Source organism: Acidocella aminolytica 101 = DSM 11237, assembly GCF_900129125.1.
In the GTDB taxonomy this organism is placed as follows: domain Bacteria; phylum Pseudomonadota; class Alphaproteobacteria; order Acetobacterales; family Acetobacteraceae; genus Acidocella; species Acidocella aminolytica.
The window spans coordinates 1-15,480 of the sequence record NZ_FQVJ01000006.1; the positions used below are offsets into that span (position 1 = coordinate 1).

The 15,480-nt window shown below is 61.4% G+C and carries 17 protein-coding genes; 6 read left to right on the forward strand and 11 right to left on the reverse strand.

Annotated features, from left to right (window positions below; all coding sequences use genetic code 11):
• From BUB54_RS04650 to BUB54_RS04660, 3 genes are all read right to left on the reverse strand, one after another.
• Positions 1 to 264 (reverse strand): transposase (locus BUB54_RS04650; RefSeq protein ID WP_139284796.1); only part of this gene is annotated, 264 nt, incomplete at its 3' end.
• Between the two features lie 90 nt (positions 265 to 354).
• Positions 355 to 1,371, reverse strand: a complete 1,017-nt coding sequence (locus tag BUB54_RS04655; RefSeq protein WP_217652441.1) for a bile acid:sodium symporter family protein — start codon at positions 1,369 to 1,371, stop codon at positions 355 to 357.
• Between the two features lie 42 nt (positions 1,372 to 1,413).
• Complete coding sequence (locus BUB54_RS04660) at positions 1,414 to 2,697, reverse strand: amidohydrolase family protein (RefSeq protein ID WP_048877566.1); 1,284 nt, start codon at positions 2,695 to 2,697, stop codon at positions 1,414 to 1,416.
• 81 nt (positions 2,698 to 2,778) lie between these two features.
• On the opposite strand from BUB54_RS04660, the gene BUB54_RS04665 reads away from it, so the two are divergent.
• Genes BUB54_RS04665 through BUB54_RS04680 form a run of 4 tightly spaced genes read left to right on the forward strand, consistent with a single transcriptional unit; the run spans position 2,779 to position 5,823 of the window.
• Positions 2,779 to 3,198 (forward strand): hypothetical protein, encoded by a 420-nt coding sequence (locus tag BUB54_RS04665; RefSeq protein ID WP_139284797.1) that lies wholly within the window; start codon positions 2,779 to 2,781, stop codon positions 3,196 to 3,198.
• Complete coding sequence (locus BUB54_RS04670) at positions 3,195 to 4,226, forward strand: quinone-dependent dihydroorotate dehydrogenase (protein ID WP_048877568.1); 1,032 nt, start codon at positions 3,195 to 3,197, stop codon at positions 4,224 to 4,226. Before BUB54_RS04665 ends, BUB54_RS04670 begins: the two co-directional genes overlap by 4 nt.
• Positions 4,223 to 5,050, forward strand: coding sequence for a TIGR01459 family HAD-type hydrolase (locus BUB54_RS04675; protein WP_048877569.1), 828 nt, complete (start codon positions 4,223 to 4,225; stop codon positions 5,048 to 5,050). Before BUB54_RS04670 ends, BUB54_RS04675 begins: the two co-directional genes overlap by 4 nt.
• A 23-nt stretch (positions 5,051 to 5,073) precedes the next feature.
• Positions 5,074 to 5,823 carry an SDR family NAD(P)-dependent oxidoreductase gene (locus tag BUB54_RS04680; protein WP_048877570.1) on the forward strand — a complete coding sequence of 250 codons (750 nt, stop codon included), beginning with the start codon at positions 5,074 to 5,076 and terminating at the stop codon, positions 5,821 to 5,823.
• A gap of 247 nt (positions 5,824 to 6,070) precedes the next feature.
• Here the strand turns inward: BUB54_RS04680 and BUB54_RS04685 are convergent, their stop codons facing one another.
• From BUB54_RS04685 to bioB, 3 genes are all read right to left on the reverse strand, one after another.
• On the reverse strand, positions 6,071 to 6,475 hold the full coding sequence (locus BUB54_RS04685; protein WP_048877571.1) for a hypothetical protein: 405 nt from the start codon (positions 6,473 to 6,475) through the stop codon (positions 6,071 to 6,073).
• Positions 6,476 to 6,675: 200 nt separating this feature from the next.
• Positions 6,676 to 7,929, reverse strand: coding sequence for an adenosylmethionine--8-amino-7-oxononanoate transaminase (locus BUB54_RS04690; protein ID WP_048877572.1), 1,254 nt, complete (start codon positions 7,927 to 7,929; stop codon positions 6,676 to 6,678).
• Entirely contained in the window at positions 7,929 to 8,891 is a 963-nt protein-coding gene (gene bioB, locus BUB54_RS04695) for a biotin synthase BioB (RefSeq protein WP_241869303.1), read from the reverse strand. Before bioB ends, BUB54_RS04690 begins: the two co-directional genes overlap by 1 nt.
• A gap of 92 nt (positions 8,892 to 8,983) precedes the next feature.
• Here bioB and bioD point away from each other — a divergent pair, with 92 nt between their 5' ends.
• Both bioD and BUB54_RS04705 read left to right on the forward strand, forming a co-directional pair.
• Positions 8,984 to 9,622: a dethiobiotin synthase gene (gene bioD / locus BUB54_RS04700; RefSeq protein ID WP_048877573.1), complete on the forward strand. Its 639-nt coding sequence runs from the start codon at positions 8,984 to 8,986 to the stop codon at positions 9,620 to 9,622.
• Between the two features lie 181 nt (positions 9,623 to 9,803).
• Positions 9,804 to 10,817 (forward strand): fatty acid desaturase family protein, encoded by a 1,014-nt coding sequence (locus tag BUB54_RS04705; protein ID WP_241869304.1) that lies wholly within the window; start codon positions 9,804 to 9,806, stop codon positions 10,815 to 10,817.
• A 62-nt stretch (positions 10,818 to 10,879) separates the two neighbouring features.
• On the opposite strand, the gene BUB54_RS04710 is transcribed toward BUB54_RS04705, so the two are convergent.
• From BUB54_RS04710 to BUB54_RS04730, 5 genes are all read right to left on the reverse strand, one after another.
• Positions 10,880 to 11,089, reverse strand: a complete 210-nt coding sequence (locus tag BUB54_RS04710) for a cold-shock protein (RefSeq protein WP_048877575.1) — start codon at positions 11,087 to 11,089, stop codon at positions 10,880 to 10,882.
• Positions 11,090 to 11,276: 187 nt separating this feature from the next.
• On the reverse strand, positions 11,277 to 12,047 hold the full coding sequence (locus tag BUB54_RS04715; RefSeq protein WP_048877576.1) for an ABC transporter ATP-binding protein: 771 nt from the start codon (positions 12,045 to 12,047) through the stop codon (positions 11,277 to 11,279).
• Positions 12,044 to 12,829, reverse strand: coding sequence for an MlaE family ABC transporter permease (locus tag BUB54_RS04720; protein WP_048877577.1), 786 nt, complete (start codon positions 12,827 to 12,829; stop codon positions 12,044 to 12,046). Before BUB54_RS04720 ends, BUB54_RS04715 begins: the two co-directional genes overlap by 4 nt.
• Positions 12,826 to 13,896 carry an alanine racemase gene (gene alr, locus BUB54_RS04725; RefSeq protein ID WP_048877578.1) on the reverse strand — a complete coding sequence of 357 codons (1,071 nt, stop codon included), beginning with the start codon at positions 13,894 to 13,896 and terminating at the stop codon, positions 12,826 to 12,828. Before alr ends, BUB54_RS04720 begins: the two co-directional genes overlap by 4 nt.
• Before the next feature lie 9 nt (positions 13,897 to 13,905).
• Positions 13,906 to 15,390, reverse strand: a complete 1,485-nt coding sequence (locus BUB54_RS04730) for a replicative DNA helicase (RefSeq protein ID WP_048877579.1) — start codon at positions 15,388 to 15,390, stop codon at positions 13,906 to 13,908.
• Between the last annotated feature and the right edge of the window lie 90 nt (positions 15,391 to 15,480).

A 15,480-nucleotide genomic window follows, 5' to 3' on the forward strand; every position in this document is an offset into this window, starting at 1 on the left:
GGCGACATTCACCTCGATCTCGCGCACCAGTTGCCGCTCCGAGCGAATGCCAAACAGGTAGCCAAGGAACAGCGCCTTGAACATTAAGGTCGGATCCAGCGGTGGCCGCCCATTATCCGGGCAGTAGAGCCCGGCCACCAGATCATGGATGAACGTAAAATCAATCACAGCGTCGATCTTGCGCAGCAGGTGGTCCGCCGGGACCAGGCTGTCCAATGTAACAATCTCAAGCGCCGTCTGCGGCGAGGATGGTTTCTTCAGCATCACAACAATGAATCAAAAACCCCCGGCTTGCGCCAGGGGTTTGTCAGCAGTCTGAGGCGGCTTCCTTCGGGAAGCCGCTTTTTTCTTGCCTTACTCCACCAGGCTGACGGTCATGCCGGATGCGCGCAATTCCGCCTCATACTGGCGAACGTAGCGCTTGGCGAGGACGGCGCAGACCATCAGCTGCATCTGATGAAAAATTATAAGTGGAAGCACCACCAATCCCACCGTTGAAGCGCCAAACAGCACATTCGCCATCGGCACGCCGGTCGCCGCACTTTTCTTGGAGCCGCAGAACACGATGGCGATTTCCTCCGGTCTCTCAAATCCCAGCAGGCGGCTGCCATAGGTGGTGATGGTCAACACCACCGCCAGCAGCACGGCATTGGCAAGAATAATCTCTGCAAAGCCAGAAAGCGGCAATTGATGCCAAAGCCCGCGCATCACCGCGGCGCTGAAGGCGGTGTAAACCACCAGAATCACCGAGCCGCGATCCGTGAATTTCAGGATATGCTTGTTGCGCGCCGCCCAACCGCCAATCCAGGGGCGCAAAAGCTGTCCCACCACGAAAGGCAGCAGCAGTTCCGCGAAAATCGCTCCCACACCCCGGAAACCCTCACCGCCTGTGCTGCCCACATGAGTGTTCAGCAACAGCCCCACCGCGATCGGCGTGGCGATTACTCCCAGCAAGGTAGAGAATGTCGCGGAGCAAATCGCCGCCGGAATATTGCCGTGCGCGATGGAGGTGAACGCGATGGATGATTGCACCGTGGAAGGCAGCAGCGAGATGTATAACAGCCCCAGCATCACCACCGGGCTCAGCAGATGCGGAAACAGCGCACTGAACCCGAAAGCCAGCAGCGGAAACAGCAAAAACGTGCAGGCCAGAATGGTCAGATGCAGCCGCCAATGGGCCAGCCCAGCCACCACCGCCTCCCGCGAAAGCCGCGCCCCCTGCATGAAGAACATTGTGGCGATCGCCAAAGTCGTCAAATGGCCGAAAATCACGGCGCCGACGCCATAACAAGGGACGATGGAGGCCACCACCACCATCGCCACAATGGCCAGCGTGAACCCGTCCGGGAGGAATTGCAGGAGCTTTTTCATGCGCGCCATATAATTACCGCATCCAGGCTGCGGAAGGCAGTTTCATCCCAGATTTTGGCGGGTGAAATCCACATACTGAATTTCATCGCCAAAGCGCACCTCCGCCTCCCGCGGCACGCTGCGGGCAAGAACCTGCCCGCGCCTGATCACGAACAGCCTTTCTGCCCGCAAACGAATCGCCTCCATTTCATCCGCCGCCTGCAATATCACCAGGTCCGCCTGGCAACCTGGCGCCAGCCCGTACCCGTTCAAATTCATGATTCGCGCGGGCACTTGCGTGACCGCGTCAAAACAGGCCGCGATCTCCCGCAGGCTAGTCAGCTGCCCCACATGCAACCCCATGCTCGCCACCTCCAGCATGTCGTGGCTACCCAGGCTGTACCAAGGGTCCATCACGCAATCATGGCCAAACCCCACCAGCACCCCCGCCGCCATCAGCTCCTTCACCCGGGTCAGGCCCCTACGTTTGGGGTAGGTGTCATGCCGCCCCTGGAGGGTGATGTTGATCAGCGGATTCGCGATCGCCGCGATTCCCGCCTCGGCCATCAGCGGAATCAACTTGCTCACATAATAACTATCCATCGAATGCATGGAGGTCAGATGCGACCCTGCCACACGCCCGCCCATGCGATACCGGTAGGTCTCAGCCGTCAGCGTCTCGATATGGCGGGAACTGGGGTCGTCCGTCTCGTCGCAATGCATATCGACCATCCGCCCTTCATCGGCCGCCAGCTTCATCAGCGCCTGCACGGAAAGGCGCCCATCCTCCATCGTGCGTTCAAAATGCGGAATGCCACCCACTACATCCAGCCCCATTTTCAATGCCTTGCGGAGATTCTCCTCGGACTTGCCGTAGCGATAGAAACCGTCCTGAGGAAACGCCACTAGCTGCAGGTCGATCCAGGGGGCGATATCGCGCTTCAGTTGCACCAGCGCCTCCACCGCCAGCAGCCGGTCATCGCACACATCCACATGCGAGCGGATCGCCAGCGTGCCCCGCGCGGCGGACCAGACGCACAGCTTCCGCGCCCGCTCATAAATCGCCTCCTGCGTGAGCCGTGGCTTCAGCTCCCCCCAGAGGGCGATACCTTCCAGCAGCGTACCGGATTCATTCATGCGCGGCTGCCCTAGCGACAAGGCGGAATCCATATGCACATGCGAATCAACAAAAGGCGGCGTCACCAGCCGGTTCGTGGCGTCAATCTCCTGCCCGGCCTGCCCGTCCAAGTGCGGCTCGATGGCGGCAATCCGCCCGGCCTGCACGGCAATATCTACCGCGCGCAGCCCGCCCGGCAGATTGGCGTTACGGATGACTAGATCAAACATGAGCCACACCTCCTTTATCCGCCGAGCCAACATGGCGGCGTGCTTGTTGCCGCGCAAGCAGGCTGCGACTACATGAAACCCATGCGCCGCGCCCTTTTTCTGCTTCCCGCTCTTGCTTTGGCCTCCTGCGCCCCGCCAGGCCGCCAAAGCTTCGCCGCCAGCCCTGAGGGCGCGGATACGCAAACCATTGCCGCCGCAACGGCGTTTCAGGGCCGCATCCCACTGGTAAGCATCCAGCCCGGCACGCGGGACTTCGCCGCCCCGCTGCAACAAGCCGTGAAACAGGCCCTGGCCATCAAGCCCGACGCGGTGTTTCAGGTGATGTCCGCCACCCCCGCCAGCGGCAATCCGGACGCGGACACCAAAATCCTTGCCGCTTTAATGCCCCAGGCCGAAGCCGTCGTCGCCGCCATCATCGCCGATGGCATACCCGCCGCGCGCATCACCACCGGCGCCAAAACCGCTGGGCAGACCCCGCAAATTCTCGTTTACGTCAAATGATCCTCGCTCCGCCCTTCCTGATGCCCACCTTGCGGCGGCTGGACCCTGAACGTGCCCATAATTTGTCCCTGAAGGCCCTGCGCCTGGGGCTGGTGGGGCGCGACACCACGCCGGACGACCCGATTCTCGCCACCCGGGCTTTCGGCCGGTCTTTAAGCAACCCCATCGGCCTCGCAGCGGGGTTCGACAAAAACGCCTGTGCCGTCAACGCCTTAGGACGGCTGGGCTTTGGCTTTGTGGAAACCGGCACCGTCACCCCGCGCCCGCAGCCTGGAAACCCGCGCCCACGCCTATTCCGCCTCACGGAGGACAAAGCGGTCATCAACCGCATGGGCTTCAATAATGAAGGGCTGGACGCTTACATCGCCAACCTGAAACACGCGAACCGCAAGGCGCTGGTGCTGGGGGCGAACGTAGGCATCAACAAGGACGGTGCGGACCCGGAGCGTGACTACCCCTCTTTGGTCAAGGCCGTGGCGCCTTATGCGGACTATATCACCATCAATATTTCCTCCCCCAACACGCCCGGCCTGCGGGATTTGCAGTCAGAGGAGCGCCTAGCCGCGATTCTCTCCGGCATCGCCAGCCCGAAGCCGGTTTACGTGAAGATCGCGCCGGACCTCTCCGAGGACGGGCTGGAGGCGGTGATCTCCGTAGTCTTGCAGCATAATGTCACCGGAGTGATCGTCTCCAATACCACCATCGCCCGGCCGGAAACACTGAAAAGCCCTCTGAAGCGTGAAACCGGCGGCCTCTCCGGCGCGCCGCTTTTCGCGCCATCCACCGCCATGCTGGCCCGGGCTTACAGGCTGGCGGGCAAAAGGCTCGCCTTCATCGGCGCCGGGGGCGTGTTCACGGCGGAGGACGCGCTGGCCAAGCTGCTGGCTGGGGCGTCTCTGGTGCAGCTTTATTCCGGCTTTGCCTATCAGGGCCCGGCGATGCTGCCAAAGCTGAAAACAGAACTGGCGGCACTGCTGCGCGCGCGCGGCTTTTCCTCAATCTCCGACGCGGTGGGAGCAGGTATATGAGCGGTTTCGGCGCGCTGGCGCAGAATTATGACGGCTTCATCGTCGATCTCTGGGGCGTGGTGCATGACGGCTTCGCCCCCTATCCCGGTGTGTTGGACTGCCTGAAGCGACTGAAGGAGGCGGGCAAGCGCGTGGTGTTTCTCTCCAACGCTCCGCGCCGTTCAGCGGGCATTACCCAGTTTCTCGCCAGCATGGGCGTGACGCCGCACCTGCATGACGGCGTGATGTCTAGCGGTGAGGCGGTATATCTTGGCCTCAAGAACCGCACGGAGGAATTCGCAACCCTCGGCAAGCGCCTCTACCATCTCGGCCCGCCCCGCGACCGGGACGTGTTTGACACACTGGATTACGAGGAAGCTGCCGACCCCGCCGTGGCGGATTTCGTGCTGAATACCGGGCCGGACGATAATCTCGGCCCTCACAACGCAGACCTCTACCGCCCGGCCCTGGATGCCTGCCTGAAAGCCAGGTTGCCGATGATCTGCGCCAACCCGGACCTGGAAGTCATGAAGGGCGGCGACCGGATCATCTGCGCCGGTTATCTCGCCCAATTGTACGAGGGCGACGGCGGCACGGTCATTCAACGCGGCAAGCCGGACGCGGCGATTTATAAGCCGACCCTCGCCTTGCTCGGCACCAGCGCGGCCCGCACCATGGCGGTTGGCGACTCGCTGCGCACGGACATTACCGGCGCCAAGGCCGCAGGAATTGACAGCTGCTGGGTGCTGTCGGGCATCCATGCCCTTCACCCTGAACAAGCCCCCGCTGAGGCAGAAGCCTCCGGCCTGAACCCCACCGCCATCCTGCCGGGCTTCGCCTGGTAGCAGCCGACAAAGGAGACAGGACCATGAAGACCATTCTCGTGACCGGTGCCACTGCCGGATTCGGCGCCGCCTTCGCCCGGCGCTTCATTAAAGACGGCCACCGTGTCATCGCCACCGGCCGCCGGGTTGAGCGACTGGATGCGCTGAGACAGGAGTTGGGCGACAATCTCCTCACCGCCCGACTGGACGTGACGGACAAAGCCGCCATTGAAGGCTTCCTGCCCTCTCTTTCCGATTCCTGGCACAAGATCGACGTGCTGGTAAACAATGCTGGGCTAGCGCTGGGCCTCTCCCCCGCTTGGGAAGCTGATCTGGAGGATTGGGACACGATGGTGGCCACCAACATCACCGGCCTCATCCACATGACCCGCGCCGTGCTGCCGCAGATGGTGGAACGCGATGACGGGCAAATTCTCAATCTCGGCTCGGTCGCGGGCGAGTATCCTTACCCTGGCGGGCATGTTTATGGCGCCACCAAAGCATTCGTGCGACAATTCTCACTGAATCTGCGCGCTGATCTCGTGGGCAAGAATGTCCGCGTGACGGATATCGAGCCCGGCATGGTTGATGGCTCAGAGTTCTCCCAGGTGCGCTTTGGCGGTGATGAATCCAGAGCCCGTGCGGTTTATCAAGGCACCAAATCCCTGAACCCGGACGATATCGCGGAAACCGCCTCCTGGCTGATCTCCCTGCCGCCGCATATGAACATCAACCGCGTTGAAATGATGCCCACCTGCCAAGCCAGTGGCGCCTTCGCGGTGAAGCGCAGCTAAAAAACGTAAGGGCTATGCTCATGACGCAGCCACACTCAAGGGTGGAAAGGTTTTAGGCATCGTGCTCGTCAGTTCCTCCGCTTTTTCCGGTATCGAGGAGTAAGCCGTCAAAATACAGGTGCAGACCGCGTCCGGTCTGCCCACTTCTCTGGTGATCGCCATCCCCGGCGGCGGCAAATCCACGCCAACCGTCTACCTTCCCCGGCAAGCAATGCTGGAAAAACAAGCTAAACCGCCAGCAGCGCCTTCACGCAGCCGCAACCATAAGGCCCCATCCTGATAAAGCCGCGCGGGAAACCCCGTCCCCCGCCGCCAGTGCGGCGGCACGGTAAAAGGACGCGGCGAGCAGAAAATGCCCAATTCGCTGCTCTCTCTGCTCGGACGGCAAATAACGGTCATAACACCCGTAACAGCCGTCGAGTGCCAGAATCTTCAGCGTCATGTCGTCATAACGCTCGGCATAGAGCGCTTCGTTGAACAGCTCGTGCGGCGAAGCGCCGCGCCAGCCATGCTCGCAAAAATGATCAAAGCCCGCCCCATATTGCACGGCCCCTACTAGTTCCGCCACATCCAGGTTGCGGTCCAGATAATAAGGCTCGTCGAACAAGGCTGATGGGCTATGCCCGAGCCGCCGCCCCCCGCAGATAATCATTCAGCGCCGCTTCAGGGGCTGCTCCACGCACCACGGGCGGGCATCGGCGTAATAGTGCAGATACCAGCCCCGATCAAACACCGCCCGGGCGGGTTTAGCGGGGCAATCGGGGGCGCAGAAGCTCATAAGCTGGAAGGGACGTTTGCCTGCGAAAGTTGCGTTTTATTCACATAAATAAAATATACAACTTTTGCTTGCCGTCATTCCTTGGCCAAAACTGTCTGCATCGCCCCGGTCAGTCGTGACAATTCCTCCGGCGTGATGGTCAAAGCCGGGGTCAGATACACAATATCGCGGAAGGGCCGGATCCATACACCTTCTTTCAGCAGCTTCTGCCGCAGGCCAGGCGGGTCTTTGATGTTGTGCATCTGCACCACGCCAATCGCGCCCATCACCCGCACATCCTTCACCCCCGGCAGGCTCCGGCAGGGTTCCAGCTCTCGGGCCAGCTGCGCGGAAATGGCCGCCGCCTGCGTTAGACGCGGCTCGGTCTCGAACAAATCCAGAGCCGCATTGGCAGCCGCACAGCCCAACGCATGAGCCATATAGGTCGGCCCGTGCATCAAAGCGGTCATCGGGCTGTCTGAGAGAAACGTCTCGAACAGCCGGTCGGTAGCGATGGTCGCGGCAAGTGGGCTGGTACCCCCAGTCAGCGCCTTGGAGAGCGTGACGATATCAGGCACCACCCGCGCCTGTTCAAACGCGAACATTGTGCCGGTGCGGCCGAAGCCGGTGAAAATCTCGTCGAAAATCAGCGTCAGCCCATAATGGTCCGCCGCCGCGCGCAGGCGTTGCAGCACCTCTGGGCCATGAAAGACCATGCCGCCCGCGCCCTGCACCAGCGGCTCCACGATAATCGCGGCAAGGTTTTTATGTTCGCGCTCCAGAAAAGCCTCGAACGAGGCGACGCTTGCCGCATCCTTCGGCAACGGCACAACGGGGTTTTCCGGCAGCAGCCCGGTGAACAGGCTGTGCATCCCCTCCTCCGGGTCGCAAATCGCCATCGTGCCGATTGTGTCGCCGTGATAGCCGCCGGAAAAAGCCAGGATCTTCGTGCGCCCGCGCACGCCCTGATTAAGCCTGGATTGCACGGCGATCTTAATCGCCACCTCCACCGCCACGGAGCCGGAATCGGTGAAGAACACTCGGTTCAAATCCCCTGGCATTAGCGCCGCCAGCCGGGTGGAGAGCCGGTAGGCCGGCTCATGCGCCAGCCCGCCGAACATCACATGCGGCATGGCCTCAAGCTGCTTTGCGACAGCTTCGCTGATATGCGGGTGATTATAGCCATGGCATGCCGTCCACCAACTCGCTATGCCGTCAATCAGTTCGCGCCCATCCTCCAGAATAATCCGCGCGCCTTGCGTGCGGGCCACGGGCATCGGCAGGGGCGCGGTTTGCATCTGTGCGTAAGGCAGCCAGACATGGCGCCAGCCTTCTTCCAGCCACGTCATCAGCTATGAGCCGGTTGCAGCCCCAGCTTGCCGAATAGCGCCTCATCATGCGGCACGGTGGCATTCTTGGTCGTCAGCAGCTTCTCGCCATGGAAGATGGAATTCGCCCCAGCCAGGAAGCATAGCGCCTGGGCCTCATCGGTCATCTGTTCACGCCCGGCGGAAAGCCGCACATAGCTCCTGGGCATGGTGATACGCGCCGCCGCCACCACCCGCACGAAATCAATCGGGTCGATCTTCTCGGAGCGTCCCAGCGGCGTGCCTTCCACCGCCACCAACGCGTTGATAGGCACGGATTCCGGAGGGGTGGGCAGGCTGGCCAGCGTAGCGATCAGCCCGGCGCGGTCGCTTTCATCCTCCCCCATGCCAACAATGCCGCCGCAGCAAATATTGATCCCCGCATCGCGCACGGCATCCAGGGTGTCCAGCCGGTCCTGATAGGTGCGAGTGGTGATCACCTTACCGTAATATTCGGGCGAGGTATCCAGGTTGTGGTTGTAATAATCCAGCCCAGCCTGCTTCAGCTTCTGGCTCTGGAAGGGGTCGAGCATACCCAGCGTCACGCAGGTTTCCATACCCAGCGCCTTCACGCCCTCAATCATCTGGCAAACGGTATCGAGGTCATGCTCCTTCGGGCTGCGCCAAGCCGCCCCCATGCAGAACCGCCCGGCACCTTTTTCCTTGGCGGCGCGGGCCTCGGCCAGCACGGCCTCCACCGCCATCAGCTTCGAAGCCTTGGTGCCGGTTTCATACTCGGCGGCCTGGGGGCAATAGCCACAATCCTCCGGGCAGCCGCCGGTCTTGATGGAAAGCAGGGTAGAAATCTGTACCCTGGTCGGGTCGAAATGCTCCCGATGCACGCTCATCGCCCGGAACATCAATTCCGGGAACGGCAGCTCCAGCAGGGCCGCCACATCGGCGCGGGTCCAGCTTGGGCGAATTTCGATATGGCTTTCAGGCACCTTGGCAAACTCCAAACGCGGCAATATCGGCCAGACTACCGCCAAGGTCCTGCGGATGGAAGGGCGGCACAATCCGCCCTACATAGCGTGGCATGAATAGCTATTTCGTCACCGCCACCGGCACGGATACCGGCAAAACCTTCTGCACTACCGGGCTGCTGCGCGCCAACCCGTCCTTAAAGGCCATCAAGCCCCTGCTCTCCGGCTATTCCCTAGGGCAGGAGGCTGCGTCGGATTCCGGCCAGTTGCTCGCCGCCATGGGAAAAACGGTCACGCCGGAAGCCATCGCCGCCATCACACCCTGGCGCTACCGCGCCCCTTTATCACCGGACATGGCCGCCGCGCGGGAGGGCCAGAACATCTCTTATAATGACCTGCTTGCCTTCTGCCGGGCGGAGCTCGCCAAGGGGCCAACGCTGATCGAAGGCGCTGGCGGCGCCGCCGTGCCGTTGACGCAAACCAAAATGACCGCGGACTGGATCGCCGATCTCGGCCTGCCCGTGCTGCTGGTCACCGGCAGCTATCTGGGGAGCATCAGCCATTGCATCACCACGGCCACGTTCCTGCTGAACCGGAATATCCCCATCCACGCCATTCTGCTGAACCAAAGCCCCAACGCCCCGGTGCCGGAAGCGGAAACCAAGGCCGCCTTGGAACGCTATCTGCCCTGCCGGATTTTCCCCATCTCGCGCGACGCGGCGGCAGAGGATTTCAAAGGGCTGGCACTGTAGGGCTACTGGCTCCACCCCGCCTTGCCCGGCTGTCGCGGAAACTTCATGCAAACAGCCTTGCCGCCTTGCGCGGCATGTCTAAAGGGGGTAGCCAAGCTGGCTAAAACTGGCAGAAAATCTTGTCTTTCATAAAAATCAGATGATTGCAGTCCCGTCTGAGCCGTGAGGAATCCGTTTGTCCTTGAATAAATCCGCCGGAAGCGCAGCCATAACCAATCTGCCACTCAATATGTTGCGAGCCTATCAGGCCCCCATTTTCAGCACCGCCCTGCTTCAGGCCCTCTCGACATTCGGGCTCTACATCGCCTGCATGGTGGCGATGTATCTCAGCCTGAAACTCTCGGTCTGGATCACCCTGGCCCTGTCCATCCCGGCCAGCGGACTGATCGTGCGCATTTTCATGCTCCAGCATGATTGCGGGCATAATTCCTTTTTCCGGTCCCGGCGGCTGAACAGCATGGTTGGCCATTTGTGCAGCCTCATCACCTTCACGCCGTTTTTTTACTGGCGCCGGCTGCATGCCCGGCATCATCAAAGCTGGAACAATCTCGACAACCGGGGCATCGCCGCAGATTTTTTCTCAGACTGCGCTACCGTGGCGGAATATCAGGCCATGACGCCTTGGCAGAAGCGGCTCTACCGCCTGAGCCACCACCCGTTGCTGGTTCACTTTCTGCTGCCGCCGGTAGTATTTCTGGTGCTCTACCGCCTCCCGTTCGACATGCCACGTACCCAGAAGCGCGAGCGCCGGAGCGTGTATCTGCTCGATCTGGCACTTGTGGTGCTGTTTGGCGGGCTGATCATGGCCTTTGGCCTCAAGAGCGTCCTGCTCGTGCATCTGCCCAGCATCGTATTGGCGGCGATTATCGGTATCTGGCTGTTCTCAGTCCAGCACCGGTTTGAGGACGCGCACTGGGCCCGCAAGGCTGAATGGAATTCCGCCAAAGCCTCCCTGCAAGGAGCCTCTTATCTGAAGCTCCCGGTCGTGCTGCAATGGTTCAGCGGCAATATCGGCTTGCATCACGTGCATCATCTGCGCCCCGGCATCCCGAATTACCGGCTGCAAGCCTGTCATGATGAATGCCCAGAAGTGACCAACGGGGTCACGGTGCTGACATTAAAAGAAGCACTGAAAGCCCCCAGCTACACGCTGTGGGACGAGACCCTGAACCGCATGGTTCCCCTGCCCGCCTGAACCACGGCGCAAATAAAAAAGCGGCCTTGCAGCCGCCTTTTTATCTGGCCTGAAGCTCGCGTTTACGCGGCCTCAAGATTATCGGCAGCACTCTTGCCGCTGCGGCGGTCCTGAACCACGTCGAACTTCACCTTCTGGCCTTCATTCAGGGAGCGCATCCCTGCGCGCTCAACGGCGGAAATGTGCACAAACACATCCTGCCCGCCTTCTTCAGGGCTGATGAAACCATAACCTTTGGTGGCATTGAAAAACTTAACAGTTCCGATAGACATACAACGAATTCCTAATCACTTCCAACTTGCCTATCACAGAAAACCGCTTCTGCAACGCAAGCATTTCGATTTTTCCCGGTGGGACCGCCAGCGCGCGCCGCGCGCAAAACCGTTACAGCAGCAAGATCGATCATTGAGCCATAGAGCAGATTAGCGCTGGGCGCAAATTTATGGGCGCGAAACCGCCTTATTTACGCAGCGCCATCTGAATCGGCCCATGGGCGCGGCCATGGGTGAACTGGTCCACTACCGGGTCCGTGCTGGTGAGCAGCGCGCTAGCCGGGCCGGTCCAGGTGATCCGGCCTTGATAAAGCATCGCTGCCTTATCACCGATCCGCTGGGCGGAGGCCATGTCATGCGTAATGGCGATTGAGGTGCTGCCAAGCTTTTTCACGCAATCTACGATCAATTCATCGATCACCGCGCCCATGATCGGGTCCAGACCGGTGGTCGGCTCGTCGAAAAACATAATAACCGGGCGCGCGGCTATCGCACGGGCAAGGCCCACGCGCTTCTGCATACCGCCGGACAGTTCCGACGGAGAGAGCCTCGCCACATCCGCCCCCAGCCCCACCTGGGCCAGAACCTCCACCGCCACATCCCGCGCCTTGGCACGGCTTACCTTGTTCTGTGCCAACAGCCCGAAGGCGACATTTTCCCAAACCGGCAAAGAGTCGAACAAGGCGCCGTTCTGGAACAGCATGCCGATCTGCTGGCGCAGGGAGCGCGCCTCACGCGGGTGGGCTTTCAGCACATCCACCCCGTCAATTTCGATGCTGCCCTCATCCGGCGTGACGAGGCCAAGGATGGATTTCAGCAGCACGGATTTCCCCGTTCCCGAACCGCCAATGACCACCATGCCAGTGCCGGTTTCAATATCAAGATCGATGCCGTCCAGCACCTTTTTGGAGCCAAAATGCTTCTTCAGCCCCCGAATGCGGATTTTCACATCGCTCATTTGACGAACAGCACCTGAGTGAGAACATAATCCAGTGCCAGGATCAGGATGGAAGCCGAGACCACCGCCGAAGTGGTGGCCGAGCCCACGCCCTGCGCCCCGCCGCGCGAACGGTAGCCGTTAAAGCAGCCCATCAGCGCGATGATAAAACCGAACACCGCCGCCTTGATGAGGCCGGAGATCACATCCTGCGTCTCAAGGTTCGTGAAGGTGCTGGTGAGATACCCGCCGGAGGAAAAACCCAGCTTCTGGGTCGCCACCAGATACCCGCCCATCACGCCCAGAATATCCGCCAGCACCACCAGTAAAGGCAACGCGATGGTGGCCGCCAGCAGGCGCGGCGCCACCAGATATTTCATCGGATCGGTCGAAAGAGTGGAGAGCGCGTCGATCTGGTCTGTCACCCGCATGGTGCCCAGCTCCGCGGCCATGGCGGCCCCGGCGCGGCCGGAGACCATCAACCCCGCCAGCACCGGCCCCAGCTCACGTGCGACCGAAAGCACCACCACCGAGGCAATGGCACCCTCTGCCCCGAAGCGGGAGAAGCCGGTGTAAGACTGCAAGGCCAGCACCATGCCGGTGAACAAGGCCGTGAGCGCCACCACGGGAAGGGAGAAATAGCCGATCTCCATGAACGCCCGGCCGATCTGGCGCGGGTAATAAGGCGGGCGGAAAATGGCCAGTACGCCGGAGACCGCGAAGATCCCGAGCTCTCCCAGATATTCCACCAAACCCAGCACCGCGGCGCCAAGCCACGCTACCGCATCCAGAAAAGCCTTCATGCGCCGATATATCGCCGCTGGTAACGGCGCCCCAGAGATGTCAGGATTTCATAACCGATGGTCCCGCCTTCCCGCGCCAAATCATCCGCGCCGTGGCGGGAATCGAGCAGAACCAGCATGTCGCCGGGGTTGGCCGGTATATCGGTCACATCGAACGTGGCGAGATCCATCGAGACCCGGCCTACCAGGGGAACCGGGCAATCGTCAAAATAGGCGTTACCGTTATTGGAGAGCGCGCGTAGCAGGCCGTCTCCATAGCCAACACCAACAGTGGCGATGCGGCTGGGGCGTTGGGCCACCCAGCTGCCGCCATAGCCAACCCCCTCCCCCTGCTGAATCTCGCGAATTTGCAGCACCGGCGCGCTAAGCCGCACCACCGGGCGCATGGGCGCGGGCTGGGCCGGGCTGGTGTTCAACCCATATAACGCCGCGCCGGGTCGGGTGAGGTCGAAATGATAATCCGGCCCCAGAAACATGCCGGGCGAATTGCACAGGCTGCGCCGCGCACCGGGGAAGTGGGCCGCCATATCCAGCAGCGCGGCGCGCTGGCGGGGGTTGCGGTCATCCTCCGGGGTTTCAGCGGTGATCAGATGGGTCATCACCGTGCTGATGGTGATGCCTTCAAGCAGGGTTGGATCCTCCCGCAGGGAGGCGAACTCACGTTGCGGCAGCGCCAAGCGGTTGAGCCCGGTTTCCACATGCAAAAAGGCCGGCAGCAGGCGCTCCAGCCCGCGCGCCTCGGCCCGCCAGAGCATGATCTCTTTCAGGGAGCTTAAAATCGGAGTGATGCCATGCGCCACGAAATCCGCCGCCGCATGGGGTACCAGCCCGTTCAGCGCCAAAATCCGCGCCTGGGGCAACACCGCCCGCAGGGCTACCGCCTCGGCCAGATGGGCGGTGAAGAATGTTTTGCACCCCGCCGCTTCCAAAACTGGCGCCACCCGCGCGGCCCCCAGCCCGTATGCATCGGCCTTCACCACGGCGGCGGTCTCGCCTTTATTCATCGCCGCCAGTGTGCGCCAGTTGGCAGCCAGCGCGGTGAGGTCGATGTCGAGATGGCCAGTCAAAACGTCACATCACTCATGCAAGGTATCCAAATCAGCGAAGCGGGTGAATTCACCCTCGAAGAACAGGTCAATCTTGCCGGTGGGACCGTGACGCTGCTTGGCGATGATCAGCTCCGCTTTCTGGTAGACAGACTGCATGTCCGCCTGCCATTTCTCGTGCGCTTCTTGGAACTTATCATCGCGGTCGAAATTGGTGATCTTGGGCTCGCGCTGGGCCAGGTAATATTCATCTCGGTAGATGAACATCACCATATCGGCGTCCTGCTCAATCGAACCTGATTCACGCAGATCCGACAGCTGCGGACGCTTGTCGTCACGCGATTCGACACTACGGGACAGCTGGGACAGCGCAATGACCGGCACCGCCAGCTCCTTGGCGATGGCCTTGAGCCCCTGGGTGATCTGGCTGATTTCCAGCACGCGGCTTTCCGGCTTGGTGCCCAGAGCGGGGCGCATGAGCTGGAGATAGTCAACAATCACCAGCCCCAGCCCCTGGGTGCGCTGCAAGCGACGGCAGCGTGTGCGCAGGGCGGAGAGGGTGATGGCAGGGGTGTCGTCGATCACCAGCGGCACGTCCGCGATCTCGCGGCTGACGCGCACGAAGGTGTCGAAATCCTTGGTGGAGATTTCACCACGGCGGATCTTGTCGCCCGAGACCATCGCCTGCTCGGCCAGCAAACGGGTGGCGAGCTGGTCGGCGCTCATTTCCAGTGAGAAGATGACCACGCATTCCTTAGCCATAGCGTTCGGGTTCTCAGCCCGCGCATTGTTCAGCATGGCCTTCGCCGCGCCAAAGGCAACCTTGGTCACCAGCGCCGTTTTGCCCATGCCGGGGCGCCCGGCGAGGATGATAAGATCGGACTTATGCAAGCCGCCGGTACGTTTATTGAGGTCGCGCAGGCCGGTATCCAGCCCCGAGACAGAGCCCTGGTTGCGGAAGGCTTTTTCCGCCAGTTCGATCGCCGCGACCAGCGCGTCATGAAAGGAGACGCCTTTGCCCTCGCTGCCGCCCTTGGTGGCAAGGTTGAACAGTGACTGCTCGGATTTTTCGATCTGCGCCCGGCCATCCAACTCGGCCTCCGAGGCGTAGGCATCGTTCACCATCAGCTCACCGATATCGATGAGCTGACGGCGCAGCCAGGCGTCATGGATCAGCCGCCCATAATCCCCGGCATTAATGATGCCGACCATGGCGGAAAGCAGCTGCGCCAGATAGGCAGTGCCGCCCACCTCCTCTAGCACGCCCGCATGTTCAAGCTCGGCCCGCAGGGTGATGGGGTCGGCCACCTGATTTTGCTCGCACCGGCGGGCAATGGCCTGATAGATACGGCCATGGATCGGGTCGGCGAAATGCTCGGGCGCCAGAAAGTCAGAGACGCGCTCAAAGGCCTTGTTATTGGCCAGCAGCGCGCCCAGCAGGGCTTGCTCCGCCTGGGTGTTGCTAGGCGGCAGGCGCCGGGGAAGGCCAGATGGCGTTTGGTCGATAGAGTCCATGCGCGGGCTTCATACCCCAAAGAACCGGACCGCCGCCAGGGTATGGATCATGGAAGCAGCTCCGCGCCCGGATATATATGCAAACGGACT